The organism is Pseudomonas sp. URIL14HWK12:I6, from assembly GCF_000514195.1.
In the GTDB taxonomy this organism is placed as follows: domain Bacteria; phylum Pseudomonadota; class Gammaproteobacteria; order Pseudomonadales; family Pseudomonadaceae; genus Aquipseudomonas; species Aquipseudomonas putida_A.
In genome coordinates this window covers 62,365-82,708 of record NZ_AZVL01000019.1, presented here as the reverse complement: position 1 = coordinate 82,708, position 20,344 = coordinate 62,365, and the positions used below count along the sequence as shown (strand labels likewise).

General features: G+C 60.5%; 8 protein-coding genes. 1 reads left to right on the top strand and 7 read right to left on the bottom strand.

Annotated elements, in window-relative coordinates:
* Nucleotides 1-16: 16 nt before the first annotated feature.
* Nucleotides 17-613, top strand: coding sequence for a MarC family protein (locus tag H043_RS0121510; RefSeq protein ID WP_027613585.1), 597 nt, complete (start codon nucleotides 17-19; stop codon nucleotides 611-613).
* A 62-nt stretch (nucleotides 614-675) separates the two neighbouring features.
* Here H043_RS0121510 and H043_RS29265 read toward each other — a convergent pair whose 3' ends face one another.
* The 7 genes from H043_RS29265 to H043_RS0121475 form a co-directional block, all read right to left on the bottom strand.
* Complete coding sequence (locus H043_RS29265) at nucleotides 676-7,635, bottom strand: TcdA/TcdB pore-forming domain-containing protein (protein WP_223849609.1); 6,960 nt, start codon at nucleotides 7,633-7,635, stop codon at nucleotides 676-678.
* Nucleotides 7,636-7,745: 110 nt separating this feature from the next.
* Complete coding sequence (locus H043_RS0121500; protein ID WP_027613584.1) at nucleotides 7,746-14,801, bottom strand: TcdA/TcdB pore-forming domain-containing protein; 7,056 nt, start codon at nucleotides 14,799-14,801, stop codon at nucleotides 7,746-7,748.
* 409 nt (nucleotides 14,802-15,210) lie between these two features.
* Nucleotides 15,211-16,911 (bottom strand): precorrin-3B C(17)-methyltransferase, encoded by a 1,701-nt coding sequence (gene cobJ, locus H043_RS0121495; protein WP_027613583.1) that lies wholly within the window; start codon nucleotides 16,909-16,911, stop codon nucleotides 15,211-15,213.
* A complete protein-coding gene (locus H043_RS0121490; protein WP_027613582.1) occupies nucleotides 16,911-17,642 on the bottom strand; it encodes a precorrin-2 C(20)-methyltransferase in 732 nt (243 codons plus the stop codon). Before H043_RS0121490 ends, cobJ begins: the two co-directional genes overlap by 1 nt.
* The gene (locus H043_RS0121485) at nucleotides 17,642-18,268 is read right to left on the bottom strand and encodes a precorrin-8X methylmutase (protein ID WP_027613581.1); all 627 of its coding nucleotides are present in this window, start codon (nucleotides 18,266-18,268) and stop codon (nucleotides 17,642-17,644) included. The genes H043_RS0121490 and H043_RS0121485 overlap by 1 nt, the downstream gene beginning before the upstream one ends.
* Nucleotides 18,261-19,559 (bottom strand): precorrin-3B synthase, encoded by a 1,299-nt coding sequence (gene cobG / locus H043_RS0121480; protein WP_027613580.1) that lies wholly within the window; start codon nucleotides 19,557-19,559, stop codon nucleotides 18,261-18,263. Before cobG ends, H043_RS0121485 begins: the two co-directional genes overlap by 8 nt.
* Nucleotides 19,560-19,678: 119 nt before the next feature.
* On the bottom strand, nucleotides 19,679-20,335 hold the full coding sequence (locus H043_RS0121475; RefSeq protein WP_027613579.1) for a hypothetical protein: 657 nt from the start codon (nucleotides 20,333-20,335) through the stop codon (nucleotides 19,679-19,681).
* Between the last annotated feature and the right edge of the window lie 9 nt (nucleotides 20,336-20,344).

The window sequence follows — 20,344 nt, the reverse complement described above, 5'->3', positions numbered from 1 at the left end:
GATGCGAGTCGCCCTCATGCTCCACGTGTTATTCAGCGTTTACCTGAAGATGCTGGTGCTCTACAGCCCGTTCTTCGTGTTGTCCTGCTTCATCAGCCTGACTCGTGGCTACTCGCGCAAGGAACAGCGGCGCCTGGCCTGGAAAGTGGCGATCGCCACTCTGATCTCCAGCGTCTTGCTTTATCTGTTCGGGCGGGTGATTTTCGATGTATTCGGGATCACTGCGGACGCATTCCGCATCGGTGCCGGCAGCGTGCTGTTCATTTCGGCGTTGGGCATGGCGCAGGGCAAGCCTGTGGTGCAGAGTGACAACGTGCAACAGGACGTGACGATCGTCCCGCTGACCATTCCGCTGACCGTCGGCCCGGGCACCATCGGTGCGCTGCTGGTGATGGGCGTCAGCCAACCACACTGGGACGACAAACTGACCGCGATCATGAGCATCACTCTGGCCAGTTTCACCGTAGGGGTGGTGCTGTATCTGTCCAATCACATCGAACGGGTGCTCGGTGATCAGGGCCTGCAGATCGTCAGCCGGCTGATGGGCCTTTTCGTCTGCGCACTGGCGGCGCAGATCATCTTTACCGGGATCAAGGGCTATCTGGTGTCCTGAACGAAAAAGGGCTGCGGAGGACAATCTCCGCAGCCCGGTCTGATCTGCCAGCTCGCAATGGCTTACTGGTCGATGGACAGCCCGATCAGCGCGCCGAGTTCCAGCAGGGGTTCCGTGGCCATCGCACTCATCAGCTCCTCCAGGCTAACGGTCACCGAGATTTCGTCAGGTAACGCAATCCCGAATGTCACCTGCTGTTGCCGTGCCGCATCAAGGCTCGTGGCATTGCGCAAGATGATGCTGCTTCCCGAATCGGGATCCGTCAGCAGCAAATGGCCGTCGGACCTCGAGACCAGCCATCGCTGCATCGGCTCCAGTGTCAACGCCAGATGAATGCCTGCTTCCTCGGCGTCGACAATCAGGCAATCAAGCCGATCCCAAGTCTGTCGGGCCAGTGAAAGGTAATCTGCAGATTTCGCAAACTTGAGTACCAGTGTATCGACGCCATCCGGAATCGCTACAATCCTGCCCGATGAGCCAATACCGTCGATAACCAGCGTATCTGCAATCCGGCTGACCGCTTCCACAGTCATCCATATATCGATGGGTTCAATGTCTTCACTGGCATTGCTGAACAGGCGGCCCGTTACAGGGTCATGCAGCACCAGGGTCTGATCGTTCGCCACGCCCAGATATTGTGGCCATTCACGTCCTGACACCGCGACACTGAGCAGACGGCCGGCTGCGACGTCATACCAGCTGCAAATATTATCGCTCCTGCCCGCAAAGAGGTAAGGACCGCTACGCTGACCGGCAAGCAGTCGCGCCAGCTTTTCCTCCCGCGCCTGACGAGACGCCAGGCCATTGAAGAATTCGACTTCTACACCGACGATACGCGGTGGCTCGCCATCGACCAGGTTGAACAGCACGTGGTCATGCCGGCGGACGTGCAGGCCGGCTCCATGGGGCACGGCCCAGGCAAAAGTGTCCCGCGGCATGACTCGCTGCATCGGGGCCAGCAAGTGCGCCTGCAGCAGACGTGTCCCCGAACCGAATGCCGCCGCCAGGCTTTCAGGCGCCATGAAGGGCTGACGATAGATTCGTCCGGATGCCCAGTCCATCATCCACGCCGCTTTTTTATCTGGCGTCAGCCTCAACACGCGCATGGCTTTGCCCGCTGTGTCGGCAATCAGAAATTGCTGATCCAGATAGATGACATACAGCGATGTCTTGCCCGTTGCATCGCTGATACCTCCGACTTCCACGCCATCGGCGGACTCGTTCTGAATGCTGGTCCCGACCGTTTCCCACCACTTGAACCCTTGCACAGTGCGCTGCTGGCGGGCCGACAGCCATGCGTGATTGAGTCCCACCAGCCGCGTCTGGCCGTCGTCATTCATCTGGAACAGCATGCCTTCGTCAGTGAGGATGACGTATTGTCCGCCCTGGCGGTGCACATGCTGCACCTCAAGGTGCAAGACACTTTGTGCAAACATCTCGAGCATCTGATCCGCTGCGCCGATGTGCTGTCGATAAACAAGGCGATGGCCGAGATGATGAAACAACACTGTATCGCCGCTTGATTGAAGCGGATCAAGCAGCACCCAATCGAGAAAGTCAGGTGTACCTTCCGTATTGCGCAGCACAGGCCGAATGACGCGCTCATCTTCACTGCGCACCCAGGCTCGGGTGGCTTTGCGCAAATTCTCGTCGAAGGTGTCGATCGTAATCATTGCGCCCAGTGTGAATTCCACTCTCTGGTCATCAAGTACCTCATGGTATGGGTAGTCGTGCCGTCGGAGGAAATCCGAAACATTGTCGCGTCCTTCACGAATGATCCACGGATGGTCTGAATTCATATCGGAGATCGCAGTAAGGGCGAGGTAGTCTTCACCGAGCAGGTAAGTCAGCTTGTAGAAGCTTTTCCACATGTCTTCAAAGCGCTGGACCACCTGCAGCAAACCCTCTGGCGTCGCCTGAATCGAAACAATGCAGGGATTTTTTGATGAATGTATTTTCATCACCCGGTAAGTGCGCTTGATCTGCCCGGTGACCAGATCCGTACGCCAGATGATTCCCTGCGCCGGGCAGTAATAAAACATCTCCTCGCCGGTCTTCGGGCCGATGCAGATCTGCGCCGCATACTGTGGGTCCAGTCCGCGCACCAGGTGCATGGCATCTTCGGTGTGGTCGTACCAGGCCGTGGTACGAACACCAGTCAGGGCATCGTGATAGTTGCGGATGACCGTCGGGCCATCGGCCAGACGATGGGCGCGGGCGAGTTCGCGCAAATGCTTGCGTGTGGCCGGGCCGTCGGCATCGTTGAGCGCGTCGAGTTCAGCAAAGAGCAGCGCGCCCGTTGCCCAGCCAACCTGGTAGAAGCCCTCCGCAAGTTGCAGGTACACGACACTCCTGGCGGGCACCTGCACCCGCATCGAGCCCAACTGAAAAGTATCCTGTACCAGCTTCACCGCCGCCGCACTCACCCACGGGGCACGCAATGACCACGTCATTGGATCATCGGTGGAAACCTGCAGCCGCAACGACTTGACGCCCTCGGTCAGGGTGATCGAGCAGTGCCCGCCAGTGGCATCGATGTCATAGCAAAGGTAACCGTGCACCTCCTGCGGCAATGGGGGGACGTGCAGAAAACGCTGATCAGGGCCAATCGCAACACTGACGCGGGTTTCCTCGTAGTTGGGCACCATTTTTTCCATGATGTACTCGGTCGGTGCCTGGTAAAAGCTGAACCAGAATTGCCGCTTGCCTGCCAGCTTGTATTTTTCCAGTGCCAAAGCCGTTTCCATGTTTTCTGTGAGCGTTGTCGCAAATGGCAGACCTTCATGGACGAAGCCCAGAAAGCACTCCGGCACACTCGGCAGCACGACGCTTTCAATACCCGGCGCCATATCGAAGGAAATCGAGTCGCGAAGGTCGAGGGCCTCTCGAATGCTGAATGCCTTGCTGCGATCCCCGACGATCCTCGGCTTATGCAGAAAGGAGTAATCTTCCGCGGCGAAAATTTTGTGGCCGCCGAAGGTAATGAGCCCTTTGCGCAAATCAAGCCCGGTATAGACCGCACAAGGATTGGCAATGTAGGTATCGCCTTGCACCGAATGGCTTTGCGGTCGATAGGCCGAATGCACATCATTCAGATACCGGCCGATCCGTCTTCCACGTTCTGCCCTGGCGCTGAACCCCTCGACCAGGGCGCCGATGCCCACCGCCAGCCCGCCCAGAATCACCCCGGCGCCGCCGAGGAAGGCCGCCGCCGTGCCCGCACCGGCAACACCGGCGCCCAAAGCGCCAACACCCAGCGCCAGCCCAGCTGAATCGAAGGCCAGCTGCGTGGCGTAGACCGCACGCTGGATATCGTTTTGGGCATTGACCAACAGATAAATGTCGAAGCCGATGCTGGCCAACTGCAAAACGGTGCCGACACCTTCGTTCAAGACGTTGCCCAATGCATTACTGACAATCGACGAGGTGGTTTTGGCCACCCGCAAACCGTCGGTAAACGCATGACGCACCAGATTCAGCAGTTGTACTGCGTCGACCACCAGCCCGTGAGCCATCTGCGCGTAGGCCAGGTAACCGTGGATACGCACGGCCGACGTCAACGCGGTCGACCCCATCCCGGACTCTGCGCTCTGCAACCCGAGCAGCAGGGCTTGAATGGCAAATCCGGCATTGAGCGTATGCACCGCACCGACATCCGTCGGATCGATCACTGGCGCCCCCGCGCGTCTGCCGGACAACGCTTCAAACGTATCGCTCAGGTAAGACTTGATCCCTTGCAGGCGCGTGTCATCAGTCTGCACTGTGCGTGTGCGCTGCGGATCACTGGCACTGACCATGGTGATTTCGCTGCGCCCTTGCGCAGTGCTCTTCAGGGAGTCGAACACCGGAACGAAGTCACGAGACAGTTGATGCTGGTCCTGTAACCGCAGGGTCGCGCTTTCGATCGTCCGCGCCCACTTGTGGCTGTCCACACTGCTCAGCGCCTGTCCCAGACGCGCGTTCTCTGACAAGGAACGCGCGCGCAAGGCGGCATGCTGACTCCAGGGTTCGACGGCACGCCCACCACCCAGCGGATCACTGCTGAGCAAATGCTCAACGCTAATTTCCGAAGGCAACGATTTACCGGCAATGCTTGCGCCGTCGAGTTCGATGACCTCGAAAACGCTGGCAGCCCCCCGTTCCAGACCATAAAGCCTGGCAATCACTTCCTCCTGCATGAAGCGCTGGACGCCTTGTTGCAGATCCTCGATCCGGGCGAACGCATACAGCCCGAAGTTGGGATCGTAGAAGCGATAGGATGTCTCGCCTTGCACCACAACCTTGCTCACCAGCATCGAATGATTGTCTGTGTTGAGCAGCAGGCTGCCGGCAGCGGTTTTCGCTTCCAGCGTCTGCATCACAGTGGCCAGGTTCGCCGCCGGTCTCTTCTCGCCGAATCGCGCCATGGGTACGCCACGCAACTCGTCCAGCACCTTGAGCAGGGCATGGGCTTGCGGTGCGTCGGGAGTGAGATTGGCAATCGCCAGTTTGCCGATCAACGCGCGCTCGGCCGAGGCGCCTTTCTCCAGCGCGGCGGCCATCACCAGCGCCAGTGGATAGCAGCGTCGGCCCGGATCCCCCGCACCGCGCAACAACAAATCCTGCGGCAATTGTCTGGCCGTATGCGCACCCGCCTCGAAGAACGTCTCGCGCACTGCCGCACCCCGCGCAAGGATCGACGCCCGGCGCTCATTCACGGCGGCGACCTCGACCCGACTCACGTACTCGCGCCATTGCCGCACGCTGATCGGTTCGGCAAATGCCTGCGCCTTCAGCACCCTGGAGTTCTGCCCGAGCGATTCGCGCTCCGATGCATTGACTCGTGCCTCCACCGGTGCAGGATAGCGATTGAGCAGTGTCTGTTCGATCACCTCGTAGCGCGCGACCAGGCCACGGTCGCGCGTATCTTCGGCAAAGGCGACGGTGGTTGCCCAGGCGTCTGCGAACCCGACCTGATCCAGTGTTGCGGCACCGAACAGGCCGCCGAACATCACCCGATGCAACGGGCTCAACTGATCCAGCGGCAACTTGCCCGCCGCGATGCGCGCCAAGGCCTCGTTGAGGTTACCCAGTGACTCGGCCCCCATGGACGTTGGAGCTTTGTCGACTGTCTGGTTCAGCACCTGCTGTCGAGTATCAAAGTCGAGGTGGATGGGAACGTTGAACGTCACATCACCGGTCAAGCGGTCATTCATGGCCCGTACAAACGGCTCACCCAGATCATCAAGCAGTTGCTGCAGGACCGAAGTCAGCAACACTGATTTTCCTTCTATGACCGGCCAGCCAAGTTTGAACGTGAGGGTCCGCTCTTTCAGCAAGTCGGCCAGATTACCGGCGTAGCGCGACTTGACCTTGCCCGAATTCCACTTCTCATGTTCTTTTGCCAGCCAGTCTTCGGGGGTATCCTTGACTGCCCAGCCGGAGATCATTTCTTCTTCGGTAAAGACGTTGAAGCCGTCGACCTGCTTCATATGATGGCGAATGTTGTTCAGCTGTTCACTCTGCAGTTCTCTTTCGACATAGCCGATTACACCGCCTTCAAGTGCGCCCGGACCGGTCATGTAGATGGTGCCCAAGGCGTCGAAACGAATCCCGTCCTGATAATACTGAGCTATGGCGCGTATGAGCTTCTCTGATGAATATTCACGCGATGTATTGGGCAAGCGCCCATCAGCCTGTGCTTCAGAGACGACCTTGATTGCAATATCATCGACTGACGACACATCTGCTGGCGTCACGCCTGCGAGTATCATGCGGCGCTCAACCTCATACAGGCAGTCATAAGCCACCCGGATGAAGTGCATGCTCGCATTGACCATCTTGCTGCCAGGATGAGCCAGAACATAGGCATTCATTTCCTTCGACGACGGATTGCCCCAGGCCGCGCCGCGCCCGATGGCATCCTGGGATAAAGACGTCGGCTGCGGCGAAGCGAAAATCTGCTCCACACCCGGCCTGCTCCGGGCAAATGCGCTCAGTGCCTCGAGATGCTCGGCGGGAATATGCCCGGTTCTGTCGACATAACGTTGCCGATCGCGCCCCGGCATCAAGGTATCGTCATGGTTGAGCAATAACTGCAGGACACCGATCTTCGCGTCTGTGCTGAAACCACTGATGTCCACGCCGCCCGGTCTCTCGATCAGCGGCGGCAAATAATCCATGTCGCTGTAACGCCCGCCCTCGAGAAACTCGGCCTGCAGTCGCACCACGTCACTGGCAGCAGCAAAGTTGCCGCGCATGGCGACTTCGCGCTGGTAGACGTCAGCCAGAAAATGACTGGCAAACTCCTGGCGAACATCGCGCAGGCGCAAGTCCTCACCCACCATGGCCTGATGCGAATCCAGACATTTCTGGCGGAAGGCTTCGAGCGTCGCACGTTCCTTGCCATAACCCCGCACCATCAGGTCGATCCGCGCCTCGTCTGCGCGTCCGGCCCAGCGTGGCTGATTCAGGTAGTCGAACATCTGCTGTTTGAGTACCCGTGCGCGGTCTTCGATCATTCTCGACAGCACCGTTGGTTTTGCCTTTTGGGCCTCTTCTAACCCCATCGTGTGCGCACGGGCACTATCGAGAATCACCCGGTTCATTTCAAAGGCCAGCAGCGCGTCACTGTCATACCAGAGGTTGAATGCATATCCCTGCGACGCCAGTACCTTGCGCCAGATGTTCATGTAATCGCGCTGATTCGTCCCGACCTCACTGCCACCGACCCAGACAAAATGCATGATGCGCGGTATCGGTTTGCCAGCGGAGAGCATCTTCACAGTCGCACTCAAGCGGCGGTCGTAGTCGCCCAGTTTCAGGCGCAGTTTATTGACCTGAGCATCCGCGGCGTCCAGCTGTGGTGATTCAATCGCGTCCTTGAGCAATCTGATCGCTATCAATTGTTCTGCAAGACTGGTAGCCGCCGTAGCTCCGTCGTAGTAGCGCAAAGGAGCCTCCCCCAGGCTACCGCTGACGGACTCAAGTTCTGTGCGCGCAATAAGATCGGCGAACACTCTGCCCATCGTGACTTCATCCATAGTGCTCAATGCAATTTCCTTTTTTTTGGCCAAACGAACCCATCGCGACGACATGAACCGTCGCGACACAGAGAGAAAACAAACTTCAAAAAACCCAACGAAGACTTTCGTCAGGCCGGCACCGCTCCCAGCAACTGCGCCAGCGTCGCACTGCCGTCGGCATCATCGACTTCGACGATTTCCCGCAGCCTCTGCACCAGGCTCGATACCGGATAGGAACGCCCGCCCTCGAACCCGAGGAAGACGTCGCCACGCATCGCCGGATCCACCGAGCACACATCCCGCAGGATCAGGCTGTGCTGGCGATCCGGGTCGACAATCAGCAAGTGCTCGTCGACAAACGACAGTTGCAGCGTTTGCGGTGCGTCCAGCGCCCAGACCAGCTTGCCGGGAATCGCCGGAACCTCGCCCAGCGGGTGACGGCAATCGACAATCACCGAGTCCAGCCGCAACCAGCAGGCCCTCGACAGGTGATACGTGACGCCGCCCTGCCCCAGGCGCAACACCAGACAGCTCACGTCATCAGCGATCAGTGGCAACAGGTCTTCAACCTTGTTCTGGCCCTCGACCACCAACACCTCGGCCTCGCGCCGCATGTATTCGAACGGGCCGATGCTCTGCTGACCGGGGTAGACGTGTACGCGGTGTGCCTGAAGTTCGTGCAACAGCACATGCCGATGGCGGGTGCCGAGCAATTCGCAATCGTGTGGCAGGTTCTGGCCCGCTACCCGAATCAGTTGTGCATTCGCCACGTCGTACCATTGCAGGTTGCCCGCGCCAGACTCCACGGCGATGTAGGGCCCATGCTCGGCGGTCTCCAGCAATGCCTGCAGAGACTCCGGCAAATGTTCCGCGTGCTCGCTGGCCCAGTGATGATCGACGCCGATGATCCTTTCAGCTTCCTGATATCGCAGCTTGAGTGACACGCCGTTGACCGATGTCCCGTACAGACCGGAGCCGTCATTGCGCACGGCGCTGAACCGCCAGTCGTCCCACTCGGCCTGCGGTGCCGGCAGCATGTCGCTCGCCAGTAACTGGGCGCCGCTGCCGAATGCTGGCTCGAGTTGCCGGCTGTCGAAGAACCGCTGACTGCAGATCTCACCGCTGGCGACATCGAACAGCCAGACCGCCTGGTTGTCCGGTGTGACCCCGAGCAGGCGCATTTCCCGTTCGTGCCCCGGATCGCACAGCAGCAAGCGGTTATCCACGTACCAGGCACACAGGCTGCGATCACCGGCGGCGTTGCGCAGACCCAGAATGGCGAAACTGTTGACCGGGTACTTCACCGCCAGCGTTTCGAGTGCCTGCCACCACTGTGCGCGCGCCCTGAGCCAGCGCTCACTCAAGCCACCCAGATGCACTTCACCCTCTGCGGTCAGATTGAAGAACAGACCGTCGTCGGTCAGGGCCAGATACCCGTCCTGTACCGGCACCACGTCATTCAACCCGTCGGGCTGCAGCCATTGATGTGTCCATTGCGCCGGCCAGCGCTCGCTGCCAGCGGACGCGCTGCGTTGCACCTTGCACAGCTTTTGCGCCAGCCGGTCGTAGATGAAAAACAGCTCGTGCTCATCTTTGACCGGCAGAAGCAGCAGATCACCAAGCTGTTTGATCGAATCGACCCAGCCGCGGTCATGCCCGAAGGCAAACGGATGAATGCACAACAGGTCACGGCTGCGAATCCAGACCAGGTCACGTTTGCCCGGATCGAACGCCCAGCAGACCGACACGTAAGCGGCCGGTTGCCAGTCGACGGTACTGACGCCTGCGCGTTCGGGTACCGGCGATAACGTGAAATAGTGACCAAGCACCGCCGACCAATCCGTCAAGGTCGGGTTGGCGAACACTCGCTGGCCCAGCTCACGGTCAATCTCTCGGGTAACTGCCACCAGTTGCAGTTGGCCTTCATGGATCAGGTAGTTGAATTGCGTGACTTGCCGATCGGCACCCAGCCATTGCTGTTCGATATGAATCACGCCCTGCGCATCGACTTCAATACGCCGAATGCTGCACTGCCCCTCCATCACCAGCAGACGGTAGCGGCACTTGAGCAAACCGCTGACGGCATCGACCTGCCAGATGTCGTAGTTGCGCACCTCATAGAAAAACGCAGAATCGTCGACCACCGCCGCCAGCAGCATTTCATCGGCCGCCAGTACCTCTTCACTGCGGATGTACAGAAAACGATCCTCGGCAGCGTCGTACCAGGCCGTGGTGTGACGCGGCTGGCTTTCGGGCTCGAAAGGAATCGGAAAGTGATGAACTGGCGTGTAAGGCAGCACCAGCCGATGCTCCCGGGCCAGTGTCTGGTAATGCGTGAGGAGTGACTGTTCATTCTCCCCGGCTGGCGCGCTCTGCTCGATAATGTCCAGTCGTCCGTCGCTGCGGTTGACCTTGAACGATTGCCGCCCGGTCAGCTGAAGCATGACCTCATGCCGACCTCTGCCGCCGAACGTCACCTTCACCCCACCCACCGAAAGAACCCCGCCGACGTCGATCCGCACATCCCTCTCAGTGGCCCAGGCGGCTACCAGATTCCAGCGGCACTGCTGAAGGCTGGGGGACTGCAACTGGAGATTGACCCCGCGATTGAGGATCAGTGAACAGGCACCGCCCGCACCTTCGATGCGGTACGACACCTTGTCGTGCCAGAGCTGCGGCATCATTGGCACCGCCAGCGCACGCTCGTGGGCATCCAGCCGCACCTCGATCACGGTTGGCCGATACGACGGTGCGAGACGGTTGATGATGTAGTGCACGGGAAAGGAATAGAACGAAAACAGAAACCGCCGCTGGCCCGCCGCATCCTTCTTCTCCAGCTTGCGGGCGGTATCGAAGCCGGTGTCGTGACGCAGCGTCGAGAAAGGCAGCGCCTTGTATTCGTAACCGTAGAACGTGGTCGGCGTGCACGGCAGGACGACCAGTTGCGTGGTCGGCGGATCGAAGTGGATGTAGCCGGGAAGTCCCAGTTCACGCCGCAGATCGAGCGCTTGTTGATCATCCGGATTGAAATCCGGCACCCCGAAATGGTCGCGCAGCCGATACACCTTCGGACTGTCGAGCACCAGCATCGTGCGATTGAAGTCCAGGCTCTGGACGACCAGCGAAGGGTGAGCGACCCACGCCCCGAGTCCGTCGTCATACCGATAACCGACACCCCGACAGGCCCGCTCCAGCTCATCGAAGAACAGCCCGACCTCCTGCGCCTGCTCAGCGATCCTGGCAAACCCCTGGGCCAGGGCCGCCACACCCACGGCCAGTCCGCCCAGGATCACCCCGGCGCCACCGAGCACGGCGGCCGCTGTTGCCGCGCCCGCCGTGGCAGCCCCCAGACCACCGGCGGTCAACGCCAGACTGGCGGAGTCGAAGGCCAGTTGGGTGCCGAATTGCGCGCGCTCGATCTCGTTGTCTGCCGTCGCCAATTGATAGATGTCGAAACCGACATTGGCCAGCCCCAGCACCGCGCCCACGCCTTCGTTGGCGACATGTCCCAGCGCCTCGCCAACCACCGGCGCACAGGTGCGGGCGATGATCTTCTCTTCATTGAGCGCGGTTTTTACCAGACTGATCAGGCCAGCGACATCCGTGACATTGCCATGCACCAGCTGCGCGTAATTGACGTAAGCGTGCAAGCGCACGGCGGTGGTCAGGGTGCGGTCATCCCCCTCTCGTCCACGCAGGACGTTCATCAGTGCCTGGATGGTGAAGCCGGTATTGAGCGTGTGTACGGCACCCGCCTCTGCCATCTGTGGCGAGGCTCGGGTGCCCAGTGCCGAAAACTGCTCCGACAGATAATTTCTGATGCGCAGCAGACGGTGATCGGAGCTCACCACCTGCACCACATGCTCGGCCTGCGAGGGATCGATCAGGTTGATCCGGTACTCGCCGGCAGGCGTCATCTCCAGGGTTTCGAACAACGGCACCAGCGGTTTTGCCGCAGCATGCAAGTGCTGTAGAGCGTCAGTCGCCTGGGCAATCTGCTGTCCCCACCAATGACTGTCCAGATCGCGCAGGCTGCGCCCCAGGTGCGGATTACTGACCAGCGAATGGCCGCGAGCACTGTTCAGGCGCCGACGGATCGGTCGCTGTGTATGCTCCGGCAGCACATTGTCGGATTCCAGCAATTGCCCGACGCGCAAACCGCCGGACAGATCCAGCGCCGCTATCTTTTGCCCCTGCAGCTCGATCAGATCAAAGGTCGGGCGCGCGTCGTCGCCATAGGCCGCATAGTATTTCGCCATGCCCTGTTTCTGGAAAAGGTCGGTCAGTGCCAGTTGGAGCTGGTCTGGCTGGCCGAACTCGAACACGCCGAAATTGGGATCATAAAAGTGATAGGTGGCGCGCCCACCATTGAAGGTTTTCGCCACCAGCATGGCGTGGTTATCCGAGTTGAGCATCAGCGTGCGCGAGCTGGCGAACGCCTCCAGCGTGGTGCCGAGCTGCTGCAGATCGACCCGCCCCAGCGGCTTGCCGATATCGTGCAACTGCACGCCGCGCAACTCCTCGAGCGCCTCCAGAAATACAGTTGAATCGCGCTGCTGCGGCTCGACGGTGGCCAGGAAGAATCGCTCGCGCAAGCGTCGCGACGCCGCCACGCCGTGCTCCAGAGCAGCGCTCATGATCAGCGCCAGCGGGTAACAACGGCCACCGGGATCCCCTGGCCCCTTGAGCAACAGATCCTGCGGCACCAGTTTGACGTCACTGGCCTCGATTTGCCCCAACACCTGACCCAGCCGCAGGATCACCTGCTCACGATGTTCGCGGGTGGCGATGGTCTGGATATGGGCAACATGACGGCCCCATTGAAACAGCGTGTGCGCCTGCGACAGCGCAGCTCGTTTCAACGTTAGCGCGCTGTCCGACGAGACCATCGGCTGGTCGACATGGCTGGCGAGACCGGCCATGAATTGCGGCGCCCGATGCTGATACAGATGGCGTTCAATGGCCGCATAACGCACCGATGCTCCTACCTCGGCAACGCTGTTGGCGAGGTTGTCGAGCTCGGGGGCAAGTTGCGTGAAGCTTGAGTTATCCAGTGAGCGTACGCCGAGCATCTGTCCCAACACTACCCTTTGCAAGGGACTGATCTGGAAGAACTGCAGCGAACCCTCGGCAATGCCGCTTAGCAACTCATCCAGCGCCAGCCCCTGAATCCGCGCATCACTAAGCGACGCCGGAGCTTGCAGAGTGACGGGTTGGGCCTTGATGGCCTGACGATCGTCGAACCCCAGACCCGGCCCTTCGGGAAAAACCAGCGGACCGTTATGACCTTGCCTCATCGCCGCCACAAACGGTGCACCGAGTCGGTCGATCATCCCTTGCAAGACCTCCGTCAATAACACCGGGCGTCCCTCGATGAGCGGCCAACCCTCTTCGAACAACACAGTCTGTTGTTTGAGCAGGGCAGCAACATCACCGCTGTAGCGGGCACTGAACTGTCCTTGCCGCCAACGCTGCTGTTCGTCGACAACCCATTGTTCATCATCGCTGGCGTTGTCTTTCCACGAGTGATCCTGCTCCTCCTCGGTCTTGTCGTTGATCATCCAGAGCGGCTCGATGGCAGTCTCGACGCGCACTGTTTCATCTTCGCGCGGGACGAAGTTGTGCCGTTCGTAATCGCGCATGCCAGCGCGCATCGCGGCCGGGCCAGTCAGAAAAATTGTCCATTCGCTCTGCGGGCGGATACCGTCTTCGAAATATCCAGCGACCGCCAGAATCAGTTCGTTCGCCGTTGCGTGTTCGATCGAGGACAGAGTGGCAATCGAGCCGCAGTTTTGCTCGAATACCTCGCGCGCAAGCGTCGACATGCCGTAAAAATCGCTCAGCGCAACGCCGCGCTTGGCCGCCAGTCGAGCCGTCAGGTCGATGAAGTCATAATTGAAGCGAAACCGGTCGATCACGCTTTTGAGCATCGGCGATCGCGCATGGGCCATCAGGAAGGAATTGCTCAGCGAGCTCTGCACAGCAACTGCCCGCAAGTCCTGTGGGCGGACGAGCAACTCGGCCGGCGCCTGGAACACTTCATTCAGCGCCGGTTTTTGTCGGGCAAACGTCTCAAGCGCGGCGCGGTGTTGCTCGGGAATGCTTGCCAGATAATCAGTGTACTGGTGGCGCAGCGCCTCGCGTGCAGGCATCCAGTGCCGATTGTGATCGAGCAGCAGTTGCAGAACGCCAACGCGTGACCGGGGATCAAACCCGCTGATGTCAACGCCTCCCAGAGTCTTGACCAGTGGCGGCAGATTATCGACATCGGCATATCCGCCGCCCTCTTCGTAAAGGACCTCGGCGCGCACCACATCGGAAGCAGCGGCCAGATTGCCGCGCAACCGGATTTCACGCTCGTAGATATCCTGTAATTGCAGCGGAGTATCCAGGGCGTTCAAGTCGCGCAACTGCAGGTCGTCTCCTGCGAGGTCCAGCAGACTGCGGCGGTTTTGCTCGATCAGCGCCTCCAGTTGCGCGGCGTCCTGCCCATAGGCACGGGCCAACAGATCGACGCGTGCTTCATCAGCTGAAAGTCCCCGCGCCAGTGCGGCATCGATATGCATGGACATCTGTTGTTTAAGGACGATGGCCCGTTCTTCGTACAGCGTGCCCAACTGGTCTTTGGAAATACTGTCGCTGCCATCTTGTTGCAGGGCGTCAGCCTTGGCCGCCTCGACGATCAGCCTGTTGGTTTGCCAGGCCAACAATGCGTCGCTGTCGTACCAGAGATGGAGGCTGTAACCTTGCCCGTTCAGCACCTGTTTCCAGAGGTTGAGATAGTCACGCTGTATCGCGCCCAGTCCTCCACCGAGCCAGACAAAGTGCAGATTCTTCGGCACCGCAGTCGGGGTGCTCTTCGCGTACGCCAGGCTGTTTTGCACACGGGTCTCGAAAGCCTGGATGCTGTTATAGATGCGCGACAACTGTGCAGGCTGGCTATCGGATTGCGAGTATTTATGTGGCGAACCGATCAACTGGCCGATCGACTGCTTGAGCAGTGCCAAAGGCTCGATCAGTCGTGGAGAATCGAGCAAGCCGATACAGGCAAAATAATAACGCCACACTGACTGATAGGATTCACTGCCCCTGTACGCCGACATGGCCTGTTCCAGATCCGCCTGCTTGAACAGTTTGATGAATTTGACAAACCCGCTGGCGTCTTGAGTTCTTCGGTCCTGCATGAAAGTTGCTCCTTTGCCCTGACCAATAACGAAAGTGCCCGCTGGCACTTGCATAGCGGCCAAACTAACTTCTGGCGAATCGGAGCTCAAACTTCAAAACTTTCAATACATGTCAAAATCAACAACTAAAAAACAACTGATAACGCATGTAACGGCAACAAGTTATTTCTACAATCAATATATAAATCAAACGCACCCGAGCAGAACGCGTAATTATCAAGGCTGCAATTTCAGCTCTGTCTATCAGTATTCAAGATAAGTCGAACAGAATGTAAGCAAAGAGAAAGCTCTCACACAGAAGCGGAGCAGATCGTACAGGTCGCGTTGAACAATATGACGCGGTCAGATCCGGAAACAATCTGTGCGGGAGATCGCGGTTGGCGAGGCAGCAAGCTCCCTCGCCAACGGCTCAGGACTGGGGCTTTTCGCCGTACCAGCGCGGCGTGTAGACCCACTCGCCACCTTCAGCCTTGGGGAAGGTGCATGTCGTTGAAGAGCCAACCAGCACCATGGTGCGCATGTCCACCTGATCCGGGGTCAGTTGCCCCAGTGTCGTCACGCGCAGGGTTTGCCCCGGGCGACCGATGTCGCGCCCCAGCACCACCGGCGTTACCGCGCTGCGATGCTGCGCGACGATTTCCAATGCGCGCCCCAATTGCCAGGGACGCGCACGGGAGATCGGGTTGTAGAAGGCCAGCGCCAGATCGGCCTCGGCCGCCAGATCCAGACGTTTCTCGATGATCGACCACGGTTTGAGGTTGTCCGACAGCGACATCACGCAGAAGTCATGCCCCAGCGGCGCACCCGCTTGCGCAGCCGTGGCAAGCGAGGCGGACACCCCCGGCAGGATTTCCAGCTCGACGCTGTGCCATTTCGGGTCGGTCGACTCGTGCAACGCTTCGAGCACCGCCGCGGCCATGGCGAACACGCCGGGGTCGCCGGATGAGACCACGATGACCGAACGCCCCTCGGCCGCCAGCCGGAAGGCGTGGCGGGCGCGCTGCATTTCTTCGCGATTGTCGGTGCAGTGCTGCACCTGATCATCGCGAAACGGGCCGGCCATGCGCACATAGGTTTCGTAGCCGAGCACATCGGTGGCCCGCGCCAGTTCCGCCTTGACCGCAGGCACCATCAACTCGGCAGCGCCGGGGCCAAGGCCGATCACCGCCAGGCGCCCACGCTGCCGACCGATCTGCGCGACGTCGAGCGGCTGTTCGGCCCGCGCAATCGCCAGACCGTTGGTATTGCTGATCGCGGCCTGCGGCAGTGCCTGACGAGCCAACTCGCCGAGGTCTTTCTGCGCCGCGACAAAGCGCAGTGGCACCCCCAGTTCGAGGGCGGCTTCACGCAGTCTGGCCGACGCCATTTCAGTGTCAGCCGCCAGCAGACAGGCCAGCGACTGCTGCGCAACCCCGGCCTGCTGCAACGCGGCGCGCACGGCATGCGGCAGATCGTCCAACTGCGCACTCACCGCCACCGCCACACTGCGGGGATAGATCAGCAACTCGTTGGCGCTCGCGACACGCTCGGCACTGCCGACATGAATCGAGCGCTGCGCCTGCGGGTCTTGCGGCAACTGCGCCTGATCCAGCCACGGCGCCGCCCCTTCAATGCGCACGCTGTGCCCCGCCAGCAGATCGGAAACGAAACGCTTGCCCAGTTCCAGATCAGCCAGCGCATAACCGCTGGGTGGATTGAGCAGGCAGGTGCCAAAACGCAATTCGCCACTGGTGGTGATCGCCGCGGCGACCTGCAATGCGGCGGCGATTTCCCGGGCCATGACATTCACTCCGCCGAGGCCACCGAGCAGCGGCACCACGGCGCTGCCGTCTTCAGCAACGGCGAGCACCGCCGGTTCAGCACCTTTTTCCAGCAACAACGGCGCCAGGGTGCGAATGACAATGCCGGCCGCGCACAGGGCAATGATCGGCGTGTCTTGCTGATACAACTCACGCAGGGTCGCGCCGAATTCCTGATAGCTGCAGTCGGCGCCTTCGACGCGTCCGGCGAGGCCGTGGATCTGCGCTGTCGGATACAACTGCTGGATCCGCCGTGCGGTAGCGAGCGCGCCTTGTCCGAGGATGACAATGGCCGGTGTGGATGGCGTCATCAACCTTGCCACCGTTCGCCCGGGACGATGATCAGCGAGAAGTACGGCGAGGACATCGGCTCGACCTGATCCAGCGGCACGATCTTCTGATTGGCCATGGTCGCGCGTTCGACGTACAGCGCCCGCTCGGCCAGACCGAGTTCTTCGAGTACCGCACGGACCTTGGGAAAGTTGCGCCCCAGTTTCATGATCACCGCCGCATCGGCGTCGGCAAGACGGCGCTTGAGATCCTCATGCGGCAGCACGCCGGAGAGCACCGACAGGCTCTGGTTGCGATACACCAGCGGCGCGCCGAGCACCGAGGCGCCGCCGAGCATCGAGCACACGCCCGGTACCACTTCGGCTTCATAGCGCGTGGACAACCGGTCATGCAGATACATGTAGGAGCCGTAGAAGAACGGATCGCCTTCGCAGATCACCGCCACATCGCGGCCGGCGTCCAGATGTGCGGCCACAGTCTCGGCGGCTTCATCGTAGAAATCGCTGATCACTTGCTCGTAGGACAGCGGCGCCGGCAGCACTTCGGTGGTCACCGGGTACACCAGCGGCAACAGATTCTGCGCGTCCTGCAGGTGCGCTTCGATAATGCCGAACGCATTGCCCTTCTTGCCCTTGGCGACAAAGTACGCCACCACTGGCGACTCGCGCAGCAGACGCAGGGCTTTGACGGTGATCAGTTCCGGATCACCGGGGCCCACACCGAGGCCGATCAAACGTCCTTTGGCCTGCATCATTCGATCTCCGTGGCGAGGGCATTGACTGCTGCGGCGGCCATGGCGCTGCCGCCGAGCCGGCCTTGCATGATCACGAACGGTACGCCGCGACTGTCAGCCGCCAGCGCCGCTTTCGATTCGGCAGCGCCGACGAAACCTACCGGGAAGCCGAGGATCAGCGCCGGTTTCGGTGCCCCGGCGTCGAGCATTTCCAGCAGATAGAACAGCGCGGTCGGCGCGTTGCCGATCACCACCACGCTGCCTTCCAGATGCGGACGCCACAGTTCCAGCGCGGCCGCCGAGCGGGTGTTGCCCAGCTCACGGGCCAGCTGCGGCACGCTGTCGTCACGCAAAGTGCAGATCACCTCGTTGTTGCCTGGCAGACGGGCGCGGGTCACGCCTTCGGAGACCATCCGCGCGTCGCACAGGATCGGCGCACCGGCCGCCAGCGCATCGCGCCCGGCCTTGCCGGCACCTTCGGAAAACTGCAGACCATCGACCGCCTCGACCATGCCGCAGGCGTGGATCACCCGCACCGCGAGTTTTTCCAGATCGGCCGGGATGCGTGCCAGATTGGCCTCGCTGCGAATGATCGCGAAGGAGTTGCGATAGATCTCCTGACCGTCGCGGATGTAATCAAGCATCAAGGGGGCTCCGTGAGCGGGCGTCGAGCAGGATCGCGGCCGCTTCAATAGTAAGGTTGCGTGCGTGCAGCGTGCCGAAACCCGGCAGCGCTGCATCGCGAAAATAAAGGTCGTAATGACCGGGGCTGACCGCCAGCAATGTCGCCGGGGCGCAATGGGCCGCCGCACAAGAGCGCGGGCAACCGGACAGGTGCACGTGCTGCGCCTGTGGCAACAACGTCGCCAGCAGCCGCGCGTCGTGTTTGGTATCGGCCAGACCTTTGCCACAACCGCTGGAGCCGGTGCAGGCAATCAGCCGGGACAGCGGCTCGCGGGTGTCGGTCAGCCAGTGCAATTGCCTCAGGTGTTGCAGGACTCGCCCCGGGTCGGCGGGTTTCACGTTCGGCAGCAGCAGACTTTGCCAAGGGGTGAAACGCAGGCTGCCATCTCCGAACTCGCGAGCCAGCCGGGCCACGCCCCGCAGCATGGCCGGATCGAGACGGCCGAGCGCCGGCACCGCACCGACATATACCCGGTCGTCAGCGTTTTGCGCGTGAACACCGATATGCAGCGCATCCGCCATCGGCGTGCGCTGTCGAGCAACGGCAGCTTTGATCGCCACGCGTTCGCGCAATTGTTCGAGAAACGCCAGCAGCGGCAGTTCATCGAGTAAATGGCGCATGCGGGTCTGCTCCGGCCGAGCCAGCTCAAGGAACAACTCCAGCACCGCGACCACCAGTGCATGGCCGTTTTCCACGCTCACGGCACCGGCCGCACGATCGGTCGGGCAGCCGGCCAGACCGAACGCCAACAACACTTCACCGTCACGTTCGAACGCCGACAGCCACAGATCATGCGGATGCTCGAGCATCGCCAACGCCTCACCGCCGTCCAGCTGCACGGCGAACTTGGCACTCAACTGGTGAAAGCGCGGATGCGTCTGCAATGTCGCCAGAGTCTGTTCGGCCAAAGGCCGGGTATCGAATAGCAACTGCCGATCGATCCCGGCACTCGGGCTGAGCATCAGGTTGCGCACATCGTCGCCCGCTGCGGTTTGCGGCCCCAACCCGGCGGCCTGCAAACTGTCGACCAATGCCGCGGACTGCTCGCCGATGCCGCGAATCTGCAGATTGGCGCGGTTGGTCGCCTCGATCGCGCCACTGGCAAAACGCTCGGCTGCATCGGCCACCGCGTCGGCCTGATTGGCAGTGATCGAGCCGCCATTGAGCTTGATCCGGCAAATGCCGCCGTCCAGCGCTTGGACAATACGCAGCAACCCCGGACAAGCCGAGGGGCGCAAAGCGGTGGACATTGAGCGTTCGTTCAAGGGATGACCGGCTGACGGGCAGCGCTGTGGTGGGCGAAAGGTCGCCATTATGCCTGCTTTGCCCGAGCGCATGAAAATGCCTGCCGGTCGGAAACTGCGGCTGTTCAGAGTTCGACCTCCTCAAGGTCGGGCACGCTCTCGCGAATCGCCTGATCTACAACGTCCCGGTTTTTGTCGATGTCCCGGCGATTGATCACCATTCTCCTGGCGCGGATGTCCAGTTGCGACATCGGTTGATGGACCTGCCAGAACAGGTAGTTGGTACTCAACACCAACTTGAAAAAGCGGATATGGCTGAGCAACACAACCAACTCGCCGTTGGCGTTCTGACTGACCGGCACAATGTGCGAGGTGAAGGTTTTGCCACTCAGGGCGGTAAACTTTTGCAGTAGCGCTACATCTTTTTCAAGCGCTGCCAGCCCGGCTTCAACCTGCGCTAATTGAACGCGGGCGAGCAAGGGTGCTGTCGACCGCCGCCACGCCTCCTGCACACTTCCGGAAAACGCCTCCTGGACCAGCACCACCGGTTTCTCCTCCTGTTCCCAGCCACATGACCACAAGCCTCCGACAAAGTAATCGAACCACTCTGCAGGCTGAAGACTGCTGTCACAACGGCTGTCCGCCGCGATCTGGGCGAGATAAATGCAGTTCCTCACAAATCTGTTATCGGCCTCTGCCCGCCCCTCCAGTCCGGTGAACAACATATTATTAACGGCAACTGCATTACTCTGACTTAAACGTGTAGCTGAATTGATATCCATATCGCTCCC

Coding starts and splice junctions, on each gene's coding strand:
- H043_RS0121510 (WP_027613585.1), top strand. CDS start 17: ATGCTCCACGTGTTATTCAGCGTTTACCTGAAGATGCTGGTGCTCTAC.
- H043_RS29265 (WP_223849609.1), bottom strand. CDS start 7,635: ATGGATGAAGTCACGATGGGCAGAGTGTTCGCCGATCTTATTGCGCGC.
- H043_RS0121500 (WP_027613584.1), bottom strand. CDS start 14,801: ATGCAGGACCGAAGAACTCAAGACGCCAGCGGGTTTGTCAAATTCATC.
- cobJ (WP_027613583.1), bottom strand. CDS start 16,911: ATGACGCCATCCACACCGGCCATTGTCATCCTCGGACAAGGCGCGCTC.
- H043_RS0121490 (WP_027613582.1), bottom strand. CDS start 17,642: ATGCAGGCCAAAGGACGTTTGATCGGCCTCGGTGTGGGCCCCGGTGAT.
- H043_RS0121485 (WP_027613581.1), bottom strand. CDS start 18,268: ATGCTTGATTACATCCGCGACGGTCAGGAGATCTATCGCAACTCCTTC.
- cobG (WP_027613580.1), bottom strand. CDS start 19,559: ATGTCCACCGCTTTGCGCCCCTCGGCTTGTCCGGGGTTGCTGCGTATT.
- H043_RS0121475 (WP_027613579.1), bottom strand. CDS start 20,335: ATGGATATCAATTCAGCTACACGTTTAAGTCAGAGTAATGCAGTTGCC.